Here is a 16,552-nt window from a genome sequence, read left to right on the forward strand (position 1 = left end):
TCTACTCCCTGAATAACAACTCGTCGCAGAACATGCACTCCGCATCGTTTTCTCGGCGTTGACCATAGAAATCTGTGCACACATGAAAGCCATCGTAGTACAGTTTGCGGAGATTGTCCCGATTTTTATTGATTTTAACCGGTGCTGCTTGCTCTACCTCACCTAGTCGCTCTCTCAGCTTATCATTTTCTAGCTGGAAGACGATATTTTCCTCGACGACACTCTTGAGATTTTTCTTGATGGCCTCTACCTCGGCAAGGGTCACTAAAAGCGTCTGAGAAAAATCATCCAAGGCATCAAATAGTTCTTTTTTATTCATTTTCTGCTCCTATCTTGCTTGGGCACTGGCTTTTAAAATCATGTATTCCAGAGCATTTTGAAAAGACACATTGGCTCGCCACATCTTCTTTGCTTCTAAGAGATCTTCCAGTTTCTTGCGACCTGCCTCGCTTCCAAGTTCCTTGGCCAGCAAGACCTCCAAAATTTTAAAGGCCTGCTCCTGTTTATCCTTGTCCTCAGCCAGTTTAGCCAGCTTGGCCACTTGGAGATAAGCCTGATTCTCATTGGTCAGGGCAGCCTTAACAAAGCGCTGACTCTCACTGACCAGCTCAAAGAAAGACTTGTTGGAAGCCAACTGATCGGCCTCTTCCTGGGTCTGGCTATATGTAGCCAGCAACTCAGCCTGACTTTTGATTAAGCCAGCCTCTTCCAGCTGGTGCTGGAGAGCGACCTGATTCTTCCGAAAGTGAAAAATCTGCGTTCGGCTCTTGATGGTGGACAACATCAGATGCTCATCGGCTGTTAAAAGAAAGATGTAAATCTCACTCTGGGGCTCTTCGATGACCTTGAGGAGGGAATTAGCGGCATTGACATGCATCTTATCTGCATCACAGATGATAAAGACCTGTTTGTTGCCCTCCATACCGCTCTGGGAAAAACTTCTCACCAGCTCACGAATGCGCTCCGTTTTAATAATGCCATTCACCGGCCGCACAATCGTCACATCCGAAAAGTCCTCACTCTCAATCAAGCGACAAGCCCGGCAAATACCGCAGGGCCAAACTCCCTGACGATTTTCACAAAAGAGACTCTGGGACAAGGTCAAAGCCATGGTAAAACTAGAAAAATTCCCCGAAAATAAATAAGCATGATTGAGCCGCCTTGCTTCTAAGATTTGCTGAAAAGTTTCTGTAAGCTGAGGCTGGGCCTGACGTAATTCTTCTACTGTCATTTTTCTTTGATAAAACGTTCTTTAATAACTGCCAAACTGTCGGCCACGACTTGCTCCAGTGGCTGACTAGCATCTATCTTGACGACACGTTCTGGTTCCTTTTCTAAAATAGCCAGATAGCCTTGACGCACGCGCTCATGCAGGTCGAGACCTTCCAGATCCAAACGATTGACTTCGCGCTCCTTATTTCGAGCAATGCGAGCCAGACCTTCCTTGACATCAATATCGAAATAGAGAGTCAAATCCGGCTTGAGACCATCTGTCGCAAACTGATTGAGCCATTCAACATCGTCAACCGCCAAGCCCCGGCCGTAACCTTGGTAGGCTACCGAGCTATCAATAAAACGATCTTGCAAGACCCATGTCCCTTGCTCCAAGGCGGGCAGAACCTTCTCCGCCAAATGTTGACGTCGGCTGGCAATATAAAGCAGCAGTTCGGTCTTAGCATCCATGGCTGTGTGCCCCTTATCCAAAATCACCTCACGGATTTTTTCAGAAATAGCGACACCGCCAGGCTCTCTAGTCTTCAGCAACTCATAGCCCATCTCTTTCAGCTGAGGAAGCAAAGCCTCTAAAACACTGGTTTTCCCAGCACCTTCTGGGCCTTCTAGCGATATAAAAACACCTTTTTTCATTGTTTTCCTTTTACATTCATTCTGCCAATGGCTGCAGAAATTCCTATTTTAGTCTATGCTTTATTGTACCAAAAATTATCCCAAAAGCCCATAGAAGAATTTCTCGAAAACTATTTCATATTATTTTCAAAAATGAAAACTTTTGATAAAATAGAGTCAGAAAATTCTTAGGAGTGTCTGATGTTTAAATTTAAAAATGTACTGGCCATCATTCTGGGGGCTGGAATTTTTTCTTTTGGGATTCATTATTTGGTGATTCCTTTTCACTTATATGAGGGGGGAGCAACGGGGATCACCTTGATTGTCTACTACCTCTTCAAGATTCCTGTATCAACCACCAATTTGGTCATCAATATTCCACTCTTTATTCTCGCTTGGAAATTACTGGGAAATCGCACCCTTTACCTTAGTATTTTAGGGACTTTCTCTGTATCAGCTTGGCTTAAACTATTCGAATTGCTACCTGCTTCCAAACATTTACAAGACTATTTCTTCTCTTCCTTGGATGGCGATGTCTTACTAGCCTGCCTTGGAACGGGAATTATTCTTGGAGTTGGTCTAGGCATCATTTTCAATGCTGGGGGAACGACTGGTGGTACCGATATCGTAGCTCGTATATTCAATAAATATACCAGCATCTCCATGGGCCGCCTCATGCTGACAGTGGACTTTATCGTTATTTCTCTGGTTCTTTTAGTCTTTAAAGATCTGCGCATGGTTTCTTATACACTCATGTTTGTCTTTATCACCTCTCGTGTTATTGACTTGATTGCTGAAGGTGGTTTCGCTGGCAAAGGCTTCCTAATTGTCACCAGCAAACCAATAGAACTAGCTGAAGCCATCAATGAAAAACTTGGAAGAGGGGTCACCTATCTGCAAGGACAAGGCTTCTATAGCAAGCAAGATTTGCAAATCGTTTATTGCGTTGTCTCTCGTAACGAAATGCAGCAAATGAAGAAACTTATCAATGACATCGATCCATTTGCCTTTACAACTATTACAGAAGCCCATGAAATCTTAGGAGAAGGCTTTACCTTAGACTCTAATAAACAGCCTATCGTCAAATAGAGTTATCATACACAAAAAGAGGCTGGGACAGAAGTCTGACCTCAAATATAAAAAGCGAACAAAACGGAGTTATCTGACACTCAGAATTGTGTCTTGTTCGCTTTTTTGTCTAATCTATCGATTTTAAAAATTTATAATAAAGAATTCCTAAAATCAAAATCTTTTTGTCCCAGCCTCCTCAATTGTCTTTGGATTGTCGAGCAAGACGCAGTAGTTTAGTGGGCTCTACTACGCTGATTACATCAGCTTTTACAACCCTACTCAACTGTGCGGAGGTGGGACGACGAAATCGAATTCTAACGAATTACCGATTTCTGTCCCACTCTCTTTTTTAGTCTAAGTTATTCAATAATTGAATGAGGGTTTCAGCTGAGCGCTTGCCTGCTTCTAGGATAAATTCATCAAAAGTGATATTGGCATCATGGCTGGCTGTATCGCTCATCGCGCGAATGACCATAAAAGGCAAGCCCAGAGAATGCGCGGCTTGAGCAATGGCTGCTCCCTCCATCTCTACTGCCAAAACATCAGGAAAATGAGCTTTAATTTGGTCAATCTTGTCCTGTCCAGCGATAAAACTATCTCCCGTCGCAATCAAGCCAACTCGACTCGTCTGCTGGGTCTTTTCTAACACTACTTTCATCTCCTCAACCAAGTAGCGACTGGCTTCATAGTAGAGGGGCTGCCGTGCCATTTGACCGTAATCATAGCCAAAAGCTGTCACATCCACATCATGGTAGACCAAACGATCTGCCACCACTACATCTCCAATTTCTAAGCCCGAAGCTACTGCGCCAGCAGAACCCGTATTGATGACCGCTGTTACCTCAAAGTCATTGACTAGGACAGCCACACTCATGGCCGACATAACTTTGCCGATTCCACTTTCTACCAGTACAACCTCATGATGCTTGATACGACCAGTATAGTAAACATGCCCTAGGCGCTGGTGTTTTTCAGCCATTTCCAGATGCTCTACCAGTAGCTTCAACTCCTCAGGCATAGCCGCGATAATTCCGATTTTCATGATTTATTCTTTCCTTTTTACATTAAAAAGAGGGAGAGGAAGCAGAGTTTCATCTTCTCGTCTCCCTTACTCCCCTCTTTATCATAGCCAGATAATGGCCGCAATTAGTCCAATCAAGAGAAGCACAATCCAGAATAGGATTTTGTTTAATTTAGCCTGAAAAATACTTCGTTTTTGATTTTCGATTCGACGACTTTTGATAACTGTCGGTTCAACTTCAATCTGCAGAGTGTCCTGAGTGACAGCTTGCCGTGGAGCAGCATAGCCGAAAGTTCCTTTTCTAGCAATAGAAATGACCTTAGTTTCTTCATCGTCCATCAGCAAGGGACCATCGATATGTTCTCCACGATTGGCCCGCTCAATGATTTCATCTGTTAATAAAGCTTTTCCCATTGATCTACGTTCCTATTTATTCAGATTTTTTTGTTGCCAGTACTGAAGAGCCATAATAGTCTTGGCATCGCAGATGTCACCATTTTGCAGCAACTGCTCCGCCTCCTCCAGACTGACTTCAAAAAGTTCCAAGGTTTCATCCTCGTCTTGGGGACGAGGGTTTTCGACCTTTGTCAAATGGCTAGCGCTGTAGAGTTTGATTTTCTCATTGCAAAAACCGATAGCAGAGTAAAAATCATAAACCAGCTCCAACTGGCCAGTATAGCCCGTCTCTTCTTCCAATTCGCGCAGGGCAGCCGCTTGAGGATCTGCATTCTCTCCTACCTCTAGCTTACCAGCTGGAATCTCATAAGAAGTCGCTTCAATGGCCTTGCGGTACTGCTTAACCAAAATCATTTTGTTTTCCGGAGTGATGGCAATCACAGCCACCGCGCCATTATGGAAAATCAAATCTCGTTGAGCTTGACCCTTACCATCTGGCAGTTCCACCTGATCCTGAACCACTTTGAAAATCGGTCCTTGATAAATCTCCGTCCGTTGGACGGTTTTTTCTTCAAATTCCATGACTACACCTACTTATTTTGAGGGTGATGAGGGAGACGCTTGGCGTATTCTGCCATGTTGGTCTGGCGACCACGTCCTAGAGCGATAGCATCTGCTGGAACACTCTTTGTAATAGTCGAGCCTGCACCAACCAATGAATTGTCACCCAACTCTACTGGAGCAACGATAGTTGAATTTGAGCCAACAAAAACATTATTCCCAATCAGCGTCTTATACTTATTCTGACCATCGTAATTGGCCGTAATTGTACCAGCCCCAATATTGACATTGGCTCCTAAATCAGCGTTTCCCAGATAGGCTAAATGGCCAGCTTTAGTGTTTTCACCTAGCGAAGACGCCTTGACTTCAACGAAATTACCGACATGGACATCCTTGGCCAGACTAGAACCTGGACGAATGTGAGCGTAAGGCCCGACCGTCACGCCATCTGCCAAGCTAGACTCTTCAATCATCGAATTTGTAATGACCGCTCGCTGACCAATTTCTGAGTCTACAATATAAGTCCCATTGGTCAGGATCGTCTCTGCCCCAATCTTGGTTTGACCTTTCAGAGTCACATTGGCTTCGATTTGAACTTCAGGTGCGATTTCTACATCCACATCGATATAGGTCGCATCTGGATTGACAAAGCTGACACCGTTAATCATGTGCTGCTGGTTAATCCGACGGCGCATAACTCTTTCAGCTGTCGCCAAAGCCACGCGGTCGTTGACACCGAGACTTTCGTCAAAGTCTTTCAGTGTATAAGCACCGACTTTTTCGCCATTCTCGCGGAAAATACCAATCACATCTGTGATATAGTATTCCCCCTGCGCATTGTTGGTATTGATATTTTTGAGGGCCTCAAAGAGACGGGCATTGTCAAAGACATAAGTCCCTGTATTGATTTCCTTGATTTGTTGCTCAAAGTCAGAAGCATCCTTCTGCTCGACAATTTTGATGACTTCTCCGTGCTGATTGCGCACGATCCGGCCATAACCAAATGGATTGTCCGCTTCTGCTGTCAGGATTGTCGCAACATTCTTGTGATTGATATGAAAATCAATCAGATTTTTCAGACTTTCTCCCGTAATCAGTGGGGTGTCGCCAGCAATGACCAAGGTTTGACCAGTTAGATTTTCCAAAACAGGCTCTGCCATCATAACCGCGTGCCCCGTTCCCAGCTGCTCAGTCTGACGGACAAACTCTGTCTGACCAGCCAAGACTTGCTCGACCAGCTCGGCCTTGTGCCCGATAACAGTAACAGTCTTCTCAGGCTCAATCGCACTAACACTGCGGAAAACGTGCTCTAGCATGGAAATTCCTGCCACCTTGTGCAATACCTTTGGTAAATCTGATTTCATGCGAGTACCCTTACCCGCAGCCAAAATAACGGCATAATTTGTCATAAATGAACTCTTTTCTCTAAGATATTACCCTTATTATACCACTAAAAGATAATTTTTTAAAATGCTAATTGCAGAAGCAGGAAATCGCACTTAGAGAAAAAGGTTTATGGACCAAATCACTCTGCTCAATTCGCAATCTACTCCATCCAGACCAATTCTTTAAACTTCTTCTAGCGGAGCTTAAAAACGTTTTTTCCTTCGTTTATACTAGCTTTTGATAGCAGCGAATGATCAGCAAATTGTTCTCCTTAAACACACTATATGTCTAATACTTCTATTATCAAAATTTGGTTGACGATTACACATTTAAAATTGATAAGTAAAGAAATATTTGCTATAATGACATAAAATCAAATGTTCACCCCTGTCTTATAAAGTGCAGGAAACTCTCAAATCTACTAGGACAATACTATTATTATGTGGCCCATTTTGGGATGATACTATTCAAGAATTGAGAGCCCCATTTTATAGTTTTATTGTTTTTAACTAGCCAATTTATAAATTTAAAGTTGTAAGGAGATCTTGGTTATGATGTTTACTAAAAATCGCAAGAAGAGAGACGAATACTACCAACAGATTGACAGGATCTATAATAACGATAGTATTGTCATTAGCTCAAAGTTACGGGAAGAGCTCTTAAGTAGTGCCAAAGGGCTACAGAAGGGGGACCAAATTAGTTATTTAGCATTTAAGTTGTACCCTTTTGTATGTGACGAGGTGCTCAAGAATAAGTCTAACGAATTGATCGCATTCAAAAAATACCTTGAAAAAACAAGATGGAAATATTATTGGGGAAGTGTGCTCATTCGTTAGGGCATAAGTTGCAACTGGCACTTTTGAAAGCATTCAAGATGAATACGCAAATCATCTTCCAATATGATAAGACGATAAAAACTCATAGAATCTCAAAGTAGGGCTGTTAGTCTAGCAACTTACAGTTCACACTAGTTGAGGCTCTGTGAGTTTTTTTCTTGTACGATATTTACAATCTAGCCATAAAAAAGAGGTTAGGACTCTTTTGTCCCAACCTCCTGAATGTAGGTACTGTTAGCATACTAAAATGTGCTAAAGTCCCATATAAATTGTTTTGTGACCAGCTACAATCTAAGCTCTCACAGAGATAAACGGTGAACCTTCTGTATTATCTTCAGGCGCTCCGCTCTTTGAACCAAAGATATAATCCACTGAGTACCAACCGTTATTATTAGCATTATAAGGATCATAGACCTGGGTTTGGCCATTTTGATAGCCTCTCAAGACTATCTCATGGGTAACAGGATAGCTAGCAAAGACGCTATTACCAACAGCCGCCATGACATGATGACCTGCTGCCAAAGCTTCTTTAAGCGCTGCTGATGAATGCAAGACATCTGTGGTCAGTCCCCAGTTCTGTGCTCCTTGGACAATACCCTTACTTGACGTTCCAAATAGACCATTTTTGTTAAAGGAGTCCGTATGATGATAAAGGAAGTCCGCTACGGTTGTTGGTAAAACAGTTTGACCTGTAATACCAGAAATAGTCATCGCTAATGTGGTAGGAACACAGCCAGTAGCTGCTAAATTATATTTTCCATAATATAAACCAGCCCATCTAGGATCACGTTGTGAATAATATGGCGTATCATAAACTCCTCTGCTGACTGTTGTAGTCGTTCCACCAACGCCTACCAAACTACCATCATTTTGAACATAATAGAGGTGAATATTGTATTCCCCAGTAGAATATTTATGACTAGAGGTGCGTACTAGGGCCTTATAACTACCATCGGCTTGCTTTTGAGCCCGATACCAAACAATGTCATCCTGACCATTGACACTTGACCAAGTTGGCAATTTGACTTCCTTGACTCCTTTTGGACTATAAACATTGGTCACTACAACTTCGAACGTGCCTAATCGAGGATTATTATTTTTAATGGTGATTTGACCCGTTGGCTTAATTTGTTCTGAAGCTACATTCGCTGTTGTCTTCGTGCCTCCGACCCCGACCATACGGCCATCATTCTGAACATAGTAGAGGTGGATATTGTATTCGCCTGTAGAATACTTGTGGTCACGTAGATTGACCTGTGCCTTGTAAGTACCATCGGCTTGCTTGACTGCTGTGTACCAAATAATGTCGTCCTGACCGTTAGCACTTGACCAAGTTGGCAATTTGACTTCCTTGACACCATAAGCATTCTCAACTTCAGAAACCACCACTTCAAAGGTACCTGTCTGTTGATTGTTGTTCTGGATGGTCAGCTTACCTTTGGGAGTTCCTAGAGATACGGTCGTCTTGGTTCCTCCAACTCCGACCAACTGGCCATTATTCCCTACATAATAGAGATGGACATTATACTCACCTGTAGAATATTTATGGTCGCTCGCCTTAATATTCATCTTGTAGGTACCATCAGACTGCTTGACAGCTCGATACCAGATAATATCATCCTGACCATTAGTGCTAGACCAAGTTGGCAGAAGCACTTCACGAACTCCCTCTGGACTGCTCACTCCGCTCACGACAACATCAAAACTACCTGTTGTTGAATTATTATTGGCAATCGTGAGAGTTCCCTTTGGTTTAGCAACAGAAACAGTAGTTGTTGTGCCACTAACCCCAATCATCTGGCCATTATCTTGAAGATAGTAGAGGTGGATATGATACTCACCAGTGGACATCTTATGGTTGCGGGCTTGAATGCTAGCCCTGTAAGTGCCATCGGACTGCTTGGTGGCTGTATACCAAACAATATCATCTTGGCCTTTATCACTAGACCAAATCGGCAGATGCACGCTCTTGACGCCAAAAGGACTGACAACATCAGACACAACAACATCGAAGCTGCCCGTATCCGGATTATTGTTCTCAATTTTCAAAGTCCCTTTAGGCTTGGCTGCTAAACTGAACTGGGTGCCTGCTACACCGACTAATTGACCGTCATCTTGGATATAGTAAAGATGAACAGTGTAGTCCCCCAAAGAATATTTGTGATCCCGAGCCTGGATACGAGCCCTATAGGTGCCATCAGACTGTTTGATTGCTGTATGCCAGACTAGATCATCTTGACCTTTATCGTTAGACCAAGTCGGTAGCTTGACTTCCTTAACACCAAAAGGATTGGAAACGTTAGAGACAACGACATCAAAGCTACCAGTAGCTGGATCGTTGTTTTCAATTTTCAAGGTTCCTTTAGGTTGAGATAGGCTAACTGTTGTTCGAGTGCCACCTACACCAACCAGCTGACCGTCATCTTGAATATAGTAGAGATGGACATTGTATTCGCCTGTTGATTTCTTATGATTCACTGCTTTGACGGTTGCTCGATAAGTACCATCCGCCTGCTTGACTGCTGTGTACCAGATCAGGTCATCTTGACCTTTATCACTGGACCAGGTCGGTAACTTGACTTCCTTGACGCCATAAGGACTAGAAACACCAGAAACAACAACATCAAAGCTGCCCGTATCCGGATTATTGTTTTCAATTTTCAGCGTTCCTTTAGGCTGAGCCTTAGAAACTGTAGTCCTTGTACCACCTACACCGACCAACTGGCCATTATCCTGAACATAATAGAGATGGATATTGTACTCACCTAGAGAGTTCTTGTGGTGGGAAGCTTTGACTGTGACAGTGTAGTTGCCATTGGTCTGGCGCTGCGCCTCGTACCAAACTAGATCGTCTTGACCATTGACACTAGACCAAACAGGAACAACAACTTTTTTCACACCATAAGGATTAGAAACTCCTGAGACAACAACATCGAAACTACCTGTGTCTGGATTATTATTGACAATATCAATTTTTCCTTGTGGTTTGCCGATGGTAACCGTTGTTTTTGTACCGCCTACACCGACCAACTGATTATCTTCCAACAGATAATAGAGGTGGATATTGTACTCACCTGTGGACATCTTATGGTCACGAGCTGTAACGCTAATTTTATAGGTGCCATCCACTTGTCGTTTAGCATCGTACCAGATAATATCATCCTGACCATTCACGCTGGACCAAGTTGGTAGGGCGACTTTTTTAATAGGCTTAGGGGATGAGATATTGGTTACATGCACATCGAAAGTACCAGCATTTGGATCCACATTTGTAATATTGATAGTGCCTTGAGGCTTGTCATCAGCTGCCCGAGAAACTCTCGCTTTTGGCTCAGATTCTGCTCTTGTTTCTGCCTCTTGTGGCTTATCAGAAGAAGCTGTCACAGATCTAAATGAAGATCTCCCTGAAGAAATGTTTTCAGAAGGGACTGGTGCCAAATCGTTCTTAGGCTGTTCAATTGACGAGTTATCCTCCTTTTCAGAGGAACTTGAAGCGACTTTTTCGTCTTTGCCTAAAGAAGCCTCAGATACACCACTATCTTTCTTTGTCTCAGAATCTACTTCTAAAGGCTTGCTAGCTAGATCAGACTGTTTGCCAGCATCTCGATTGGTCACAGCAACCGAAGGCTCCGTTTGCTGTCTATCATTTGCTGCTTGATTTGTTTCGTCAGCAAAAACGCTATTAGCACTGGCTGCTAATAAAATAGCTGTACTAGCTAGATAAACTAATCCTTTTGTTTTCATACGCTTTCTCCATCCTTTTTAGAGTTGCACACCTTTATTGTAGCATAATAGGACAATTATTACAAATTGGTAACAGATTTGTATCGTTTAATCCAAAACTGAATCGAAACCTATTCTTTCTATTATGTAATTCGTAAACAAAAATAAAAAGAGCTGGGAAAGACCAAAAAATGATTCATTTTTGATCTTATCCCAACCTCTTCCTCTTTAATGTTCTGTGATGTATTTATAAACTTCTTGGCCTGCGACTGCTCCGTCTCCAACCGCTGTGGTGATTTGGCGCAGGTCTTTCTGACGGACATCACCAATGGCATAAATGCCAGCAATAGACGTTTTCATATGTTGATCCGTCACAATCCAGCCAGCTTCATCACAAATCCCTAAGTCTTTGACAAAATCGCTAACAGGGTCTAGTCCGACATAAACAAAGACGCCACCAAAGTCTGACTCGCTGATTTGCCCCGTTTTTACATTTTCAAAAACGACACTAGTTACCCTGCGATCGTCCCCTTTGATTTCTTTTACGACGGAATCCCAGATAAAGCTGATTTTTTCATTGGCAAAGGCCCGCTCCTGCAAGAGCTTTTGCGCCCGCAGTTGGTCACGACGGTGAACAATGGTCACAGACTTTGCAAAGCGCGTGAGGAAAATTGCTTCTTCAACGGCAGAATCGCCGCCTCCGACCACTAAGAGATCCTCATCACGGAAAAAGGCACCATCGCAGACCGCACAGTAGGACACACCGCGGCTATTGTATTCTTCCTCGCCAGGAACTCCTAGATGACGATGGTTGGCACCAGAAGCTAAAATCACTGTTTTGGTCTCAAAGACTTCATCCTCAGTAATGATTTTCTTATAGTCACCATGGTCTTCAATCTTTTCAACCTGACCAAATAGATGCTCTACACCTAGATTTTCTAAGGGTTCAAACATTTTCTCAGCCAGCTCTGGTCCGCTGATACGAGCATAACCGGGATAATTTTCAATCTCCGCAGTATTATTCATCTGCCCGCCGTAAATACCGCGTTCCAGCAGGGCCACTTTAAGATTACTTCTAGCAGCATAGAGGGCTGCTGTCATTCCCGCAGGACCAGCTCCAATAATCATTGTATCGTACATCATCTTTTTCCTTTCTCTTTGTTGTAACTACTATTATTCTAACAAACCAACTAATCTTTTACAAGTATTTAAGCTTTGAGAACAACCAGTAAGCCAAAAATCGCAAAAGACAAGATTGGAATCGTCATAATTGTAATCAAAAGAAGATCGTAAATTTGGCTTTGACCTACCGCAAGCGTCCGATCCTTGCGACCGAGCCGCTGCAATAAAAGCCACAAACCATCGGCAAGTCCTACCAGAATCGTCGTATAAATGAGACTTTGGATATAGAGAGAAAAAATTTTAATTAACATGTCAGCTCCTAAATAATCAGTTGCCTTAAAAAGGTTCTAGTCGAAAACAAACCCAGCTGGTCTAGCCAACTGAGCTTTCACTTTTTCTATTATATCAAATATAAGTCCGTTTGTAACTAGCAAAGAATTCTTTGGTTCTCGCTTCCTTGGGATGATTGATAATCTCCTCTGGACTACCTGACTCGATAATATGGCCCTTATCCAAGAAAAGTACTCGATCTGCTACCTGAGAAACAAAAGATATATCATGGCTGACCAGAATCATGGTTTGTCCTGCTTTGGCAGCGTCAGCAATGGATTTCTCTACCTCACCGACTAGCTCTGGGTCAAGGGCTGAGGTCGGCTCATCTAGCAAAAGAACATCTGGCTTCATGGCCAAGGCCCGCGCTAAAGCCACCCGCTGTTTTTGACCGCCTGATAAATGCTTGGGATAATGATTCTCACGATCAGACAAGCCCACCTTTGCCAACTCTTCCTTGGCAATTTTAGTCGCCTCTTGGTCAGACAAGTTTTTAACTACCAGCAGACCTTCCTTGACATTTTCCAGAGCCGTTCGACGGGAAAATAAATTGAACTGTTGGAAAACCATGGCCAATTTTCGACGCAGAGTCAAGATTTCATCTGGTGAAATGGTTGAAAAATCCACCTTGAAGTTATCAATTTCAATCCTTCCGCTGTCTGGCCGTTCCAGATAATTAAGACTGCGCAGGAAGGTTGATTTGCCAGCACCTGAGGAGCCTATTAGAGCAATGACTTCGCCTTTTTGAATTTCCAAACTCAGGTTATCCAAGACCTTTTGGCCAGAAAATTCCTTACTTAACTGGGAAATTTTAATCATCAAATCCTACCTCCTTGCGCTTGCTCCATTTTGTCCAGATTGGCTGGCGCCTTGATATCCATAGTTTTTTCAATCGCACGACCGATTTGCTCAATCACGATATTGACAATCCAGTAAATAATGGAAACGGAAATAAAGCGCTCAAAATAACGATAATCGGAGCCACCGATAGCCTGAGCTTTGGCAAAGACTTCTACGACACCCGCACTAAAGGCCAGAGATGTTCCTTTGGTCAAGCCAATGAGGGAGTTGATCAGAGTCGGTGTTGCCACAACTGCTGCATTAGGAATGATGACCCGCAGATAAACTTGGCGATTGGTCATTCCCAGACTGCGAGCTGCTTCAATCTCACCCGGATCTACCGAAAGAATGGCTGCCCGAATCGTCTCACTGGCATAGGCCGCTTCATTGAAAGCAAAGGCAATAATTGCAAAGACTGAGGCAGGAATGGCATTGATATTAAAGGCCGTCCCATATTTTTGATTGATAGCTTTCAGCAGGAGCGGAATCCCAAAATAAGTCAACATGAGCTGAACTAAAAGGGGCGTCCCACGGAGGAAGCTCACAAAGACAGACTGAATAGGATACAGGATTCTCGTGCGGTTAATCTTGACCACTGCGAAAATCATGGCCAAGATGATGCCGAAAAATGCTCCACCCAGCGTCAACAAAAGTGTGACAGGTAAGGTTTTCAGAATCGCTGGAATGGCATCAAAAACAGCCCGTAAACTAAATAATTTACCGTCTGGAAGGAGCTTCAAAAGCTCTTCATACCAGTTTGCAGCTAGGATATAAGTTGTAAACATTTCAATTACTTCTCTTTCTCGATAATGCATTATTTTATCATAATTTGACCCAGATGCAAACTATTTGGCATCAAGAATAAATAATCTTTAAACCTTTAATAGCTAAGTGGGAAATGACAATAAAATAGACCAGTAATCCTAGTCTATCATAGTTTCACTGGTCTTTAAAATATAATTTTTCTATATCTGCCATAAAAAGAATTTATGGCTAGAATGTCTGGCGCTTAGCCTTGCGTTCTGCCCGACCACGTGCACGATTTTCAGCTCTCTTGGTCTTGCGGCGCTTCTCATTAACCGCCCATTGGATTTTCTTCTTATAGCCTGGCTTGATTTTTTTCTTTTTCTTCTTGACCAGACCAATCATTTCTGTGTCCAGCTTCTCCTTGGTCTTCTCCCGATTAGCACGGCGATCTCGGTCGTAGGTATCTTGAAATTCACCATTTTTGATCATCTTAGGAGTAAACTTGATACCCAGCTTTTCCAACTCTCGAATATCTGAATCGTCACTCGGTTGATAAAGGGTAATGGCTGTGCCGGGAAGACCATTTCGTCCCGTCCGACCAACGCGGTGGACAAAGAAAGACAAATCCTGCGGAATGGCATCATTGATGACATGGCTGACACCTTCAATATCAATCCCTCGAGCTGCCAAGTCTGTCGCTACGATGTATTCAAAATCCAGATTCTTGACCTGATTCATAATACGCTTGCGCTCCCGCGGCGGGATATCACCGTGAATCTTGGCCACTTTTAGCCCTTGCGCAGTCAGATAAGCCTGCAATTCATCCGCACGAGTCTTGGTATTGACGAAAATCATCGCCAGATAAGGCTGAAGGATCTGACTGATCTCATAAATCTGGGCATTCTTATCTCGCCCTTTGGTTGACAGGAGCCAGTTATCAATGGTATCGGCAATCACCGTCTTGGTCTTAATCTGCTCCATGACCGGATTAGACAGGTATTTTTTCAAGAAAGGTTGAAGCTTCTGCGGAATAGTAGCTGAGAAAACCAAAAACTGCAGGTCTTTAGGCAAGCGAGCCGCAATCCGGTCTACCGTCTCCAAAAATCCCATATCAAGCGTCATATCAGCCTCATCCACAACAAAGGTGTGGGCCTTGTGGATAGCCAAATCGCCTGACTCAACCAAGTCATAAATCCGCCCTGGCGTCCCAATGACGATATGGGGCTGGCTGGACTCTAGCTTGCCAATCTGACGAGCCTTGTCAGTTCCGCCGACATAGTTGGCTACTCGAATCTCTTGCTCTGAAAAGCTAGCTAGCTGACGGGCTGCCTGATAGATCTGGGTCGCTAATTCTCGGCTGGGTGCTGTAATCACCGCTTGGACACTGTCCGCCTCTTCATCTAATTGCTGGAAGATAGGCAGCAAGAAGGTGTGAGTTTTACCTGATCCGGTTTTGGACTCCCCGACCAAGTCTCGGCCAGATAATACCACTGGAATCAGCTTTTCTTGAACCTCTGTCGCCTCCACAAAGTTCAGATCCTTGAGGGCTTCCTGGATATAATCTTTAAAGTTAAATTCTGTAAATTTCATTTTTTCCTCTGTTTACTCTTAATCTTATCTATTATACCAAAAAAATATCTTTTCTGCTCGGCTCAGGACAAGAAAAGGCGGGCTTACACCCACCTTCATATCACAAATATAGAATGGCCAAAGTCAGCAAGCTGGCTAAGAGGCCTACGCCCCAGAAGAAGAAATCAACCTTCCATTCGCTCCAAGGCTGACCATGCCCAGAAAAGCCACCCAGTTCAAAGTGGTGATGGACTGGTGTCATACGGAAAATCCGCTTGCCACCCGTCAACTTGAAATAAGTCACCTGCATCATAACAGAAGTCGTTTCAAAGACATAGACGATTCCGATGAGAAGCAAGGTCCACTCTTGGTGCAAGGCAATGGAGAGGGCTGCAAGCATACCACCCAAGGCAAGGCTTCCCACGTCCCCCATAAAGATTTTAGCTGGCTTATGGTTAAAGACAAAGAAGCCTAGCAAACCACCAATCATGCTGATAATGACAATCAGAAGGTCAAAGCGCTTCTGCTCCAGAGCAATGACTCCGTAAGCCACCAAGCTAATCGCAACGGAGATACTAGCCAAGCCATCAATTCCATCGGTCAGATTGACAGCGTTGGAGAAACCAACCAGCCAAAAGAGGACGAAGAAGATATAGAGGAAGCCTAGCTGCACTGGAATCGTAAAGACATTGAGAGAGTCTCCTGCCCCGTGCTGATTGTAGAAGAAGTAAAAGATAACTCCCCCTACCAGCTGCAGAGCTAGTTTCTGTTTAGGATTCAGGCCTTCGTTGATCTTACGGAAGACCTTGAGGAAATCATCCAAAAAGCCAACAATGCCGTAGAGAACCAAGATAAAGAGAATCATAATCAAGCCGTTGGACAGTTGTTGGGAAAACAAAGCTGTCACAAAACTAGCCAAAACAGAAGCAACCAGAAAGACGGTTCCCCCCATCGTCGGCGTTCCAGCCTTAGCCTGATGCTGCTTGACATCCTCGTGCATTTGCTGGCCTGAAATATGAGCCTTGTGGTAAAAACGGATAAAGGCAGGAATCCCAACAAGCGTTAGGATAAAGGTCAGAATTCCTGCAATAATTGCTGTTAACAT

General features: G+C 43.5%; 15 protein-coding genes. 1 reads left to right on the forward strand and 14 read right to left on the reverse strand.

Going from position 1 to position 16,552, the window contains the following annotated elements:
• Window position 1: 1 nt before the first annotated feature.
• From yabA to tmk, 3 genes are read right to left on the reverse strand one after another with little or no spacing between them, the layout of a single operon-like run.
• The gene (gene yabA / locus D8872_RS05935) at window positions 2–319 is read right to left on the reverse strand and encodes a DNA replication initiation control protein YabA (RefSeq protein WP_125390287.1); all 318 of its coding nucleotides are present in this window, start codon (window positions 317–319) and stop codon (window positions 2–4) included.
• Between the two features lie 9 nt (window positions 320–328).
• The gene (locus D8872_RS05940) at window positions 329–1,231 is read right to left on the reverse strand and encodes a DNA polymerase III subunit delta' (protein WP_125390288.1); all 903 of its coding nucleotides are present in this window, start codon (window positions 1,229–1,231) and stop codon (window positions 329–331) included.
• Entirely contained in the window at window positions 1,228–1,866 is a 639-nt protein-coding gene (gene tmk, locus D8872_RS05945) for a dTMP kinase (RefSeq protein ID WP_125390289.1), read from the reverse strand. Before tmk ends, D8872_RS05940 begins: the two co-directional genes overlap by 4 nt.
• A gap of 180 nt (window positions 1,867–2,046) precedes the next feature.
• Here tmk and D8872_RS05950 point away from each other — a divergent pair, with 180 nt between their 5' ends.
• Window positions 2,047–2,934, forward strand: a complete 888-nt coding sequence (locus tag D8872_RS05950; protein WP_125390290.1) for a YitT family protein — start codon at window positions 2,047–2,049, stop codon at window positions 2,932–2,934.
• A 331-nt stretch (window positions 2,935–3,265) separates the two neighbouring features.
• On the opposite strand, the gene D8872_RS05960 is transcribed toward D8872_RS05950, so the two are convergent.
• The 11 genes from D8872_RS05960 to mraY form a co-directional block, all read right to left on the reverse strand.
• Window positions 3,266–3,958 (reverse strand): 5'-methylthioadenosine/adenosylhomocysteine nucleosidase, encoded by a 693-nt coding sequence (locus D8872_RS05960; RefSeq protein ID WP_125390291.1) that lies wholly within the window; start codon window positions 3,956–3,958, stop codon window positions 3,266–3,268.
• An 81-nt stretch (window positions 3,959–4,039) separates the two neighbouring features.
• On the reverse strand, window positions 4,040–4,351 hold the full coding sequence (macP, locus tag D8872_RS05965) for a cell wall synthase accessory phosphoprotein MacP (protein ID WP_015605302.1): 312 nt from the start codon (window positions 4,349–4,351) through the stop codon (window positions 4,040–4,042).
• A 12-nt stretch (window positions 4,352–4,363) separates the two neighbouring features.
• Window positions 4,364–4,915 (reverse strand): NUDIX hydrolase, encoded by a 552-nt coding sequence (locus D8872_RS05970; protein ID WP_125390292.1) that lies wholly within the window; start codon window positions 4,913–4,915, stop codon window positions 4,364–4,366.
• Window positions 4,916–4,923: 8 nt separating this feature from the next.
• Window positions 4,924–6,303 carry a bifunctional UDP-N-acetylglucosamine diphosphorylase/glucosamine-1-phosphate N-acetyltransferase GlmU gene (gene glmU / locus D8872_RS05975; protein WP_125390293.1) on the reverse strand — a complete coding sequence of 460 codons (1,380 nt, stop codon included), beginning with the start codon at window positions 6,301–6,303 and terminating at the stop codon, window positions 4,924–4,926.
• 1,104 nt (window positions 6,304–7,407) lie between these two features.
• Window positions 7,408–10,860: a GBS Bsp-like repeat-containing protein gene (locus D8872_RS05985; RefSeq protein ID WP_125390295.1), complete on the reverse strand. Its 3,453-nt coding sequence runs from the start codon at window positions 10,858–10,860 to the stop codon at window positions 7,408–7,410.
• A 207-nt stretch (window positions 10,861–11,067) separates the two neighbouring features.
• On the reverse strand, window positions 11,068–11,979 hold the full coding sequence (trxB, locus tag D8872_RS05990) for a thioredoxin-disulfide reductase (RefSeq protein ID WP_125390323.1): 912 nt from the start codon (window positions 11,977–11,979) through the stop codon (window positions 11,068–11,070).
• Window positions 11,980–12,047: 68 nt separating this feature from the next.
• Window positions 12,048–12,272 carry a DUF4059 family protein gene (locus D8872_RS05995; RefSeq protein ID WP_045500825.1) on the reverse strand — a complete coding sequence of 75 codons (225 nt, stop codon included), beginning with the start codon at window positions 12,270–12,272 and terminating at the stop codon, window positions 12,048–12,050.
• A gap of 94 nt (window positions 12,273–12,366) precedes the next feature.
• The gene (locus tag D8872_RS06000; RefSeq protein WP_048764972.1) at window positions 12,367–13,110 is read right to left on the reverse strand and encodes an amino acid ABC transporter ATP-binding protein; all 744 of its coding nucleotides are present in this window, start codon (window positions 13,108–13,110) and stop codon (window positions 12,367–12,369) included.
• On the reverse strand, window positions 13,110–13,916 hold the full coding sequence (locus tag D8872_RS06005) for an amino acid ABC transporter permease (protein ID WP_125390324.1): 807 nt from the start codon (window positions 13,914–13,916) through the stop codon (window positions 13,110–13,112). The genes D8872_RS06000 and D8872_RS06005 overlap by 1 nt, the downstream gene beginning before the upstream one ends.
• A 208-nt stretch (window positions 13,917–14,124) precedes the next feature.
• Window positions 14,125–15,468, reverse strand: a complete 1,344-nt coding sequence (locus D8872_RS06010; RefSeq protein ID WP_125390296.1) for a DEAD/DEAH box helicase — start codon at window positions 15,466–15,468, stop codon at window positions 14,125–14,127.
• A 100-nt stretch (window positions 15,469–15,568) separates the two neighbouring features.
• Window positions 15,569–16,552, reverse strand: a complete 984-nt coding sequence (gene mraY, locus D8872_RS06015; RefSeq protein ID WP_125390297.1) for a phospho-N-acetylmuramoyl-pentapeptide-transferase — start codon at window positions 16,550–16,552, stop codon at window positions 15,569–15,571.

Source organism: Streptococcus cristatus (assembly GCF_003943815.1).
In the GTDB taxonomy this organism is placed as follows: domain Bacteria; phylum Bacillota; class Bacilli; order Lactobacillales; family Streptococcaceae; genus Streptococcus; species Streptococcus cristatus_F.

Excerpts from the sequence above, each read along its gene's own strand:
- yabA (WP_125390287.1), bottom strand. The coding sequence starts at position 319 with ATGAATAAAAAAGAACTATTTGATGCCTTGGATGATTTTTCTCAGACG.
- D8872_RS05940 (WP_125390288.1), bottom strand. The coding sequence starts at position 1,231 with ATGACAGTAGAAGAATTACGTCAGGCCCAGCCTCAGCTTACAGAAACT.
- tmk (WP_125390289.1), bottom strand. The coding sequence starts at position 1,866 with ATGAAAAAAGGTGTTTTTATATCGCTAGAAGGCCCAGAAGGTGCTGGG.
- D8872_RS05950 (WP_125390290.1), top strand. The coding sequence starts at position 2,047 with ATGTTTAAATTTAAAAATGTACTGGCCATCATTCTGGGGGCTGGAATT.
- D8872_RS05960 (WP_125390291.1), bottom strand. The coding sequence starts at position 3,958 with ATGAAAATCGGAATTATCGCGGCTATGCCTGAGGAGTTGAAGCTACTG.
- macP (WP_015605302.1), bottom strand. The coding sequence starts at position 4,351 with ATGGGAAAAGCTTTATTAACAGATGAAATCATTGAGCGGGCCAATCGT.
- D8872_RS05970 (WP_125390292.1), bottom strand. The coding sequence starts at position 4,915 with ATGGAATTTGAAGAAAAAACCGTCCAACGGACGGAGATTTATCAAGGA.
- glmU (WP_125390293.1), bottom strand. The coding sequence starts at position 6,303 with ATGACAAATTATGCCGTTATTTTGGCTGCGGGTAAGGGTACTCGCATG.
- D8872_RS05985 (WP_125390295.1), bottom strand. The coding sequence starts at position 10,860 with ATGAAAACAAAAGGATTAGTTTATCTAGCTAGTACAGCTATTTTATTA.
- trxB (WP_125390323.1), bottom strand. The coding sequence starts at position 11,979 with ATGTACGATACAATGATTATTGGAGCTGGTCCTGCGGGAATGACAGCA.
- D8872_RS05995 (WP_045500825.1), bottom strand. The coding sequence starts at position 12,272 with ATGTTAATTAAAATTTTTTCTCTCTATATCCAAAGTCTCATTTATACG.
- D8872_RS06000 (WP_048764972.1), bottom strand. The coding sequence starts at position 13,110 with ATGATTAAAATTTCCCAGTTAAGTAAGGAATTTTCTGGCCAAAAGGTC.
- D8872_RS06005 (WP_125390324.1), bottom strand. The coding sequence starts at position 13,916 with ATGTTTACAACTTATATCCTAGCTGCAAACTGGTATGAAGAGCTTTTG.
- D8872_RS06010 (WP_125390296.1), bottom strand. The coding sequence starts at position 15,468 with ATGAAATTTACAGAATTTAACTTTAAAGATTATATCCAGGAAGCCCTC.
- mraY (WP_125390297.1), bottom strand. The coding sequence starts at position 16,552 with ATGTTAACAGCAATTATTGCAGGAATTCTGACCTTTATCCTAACGCTT.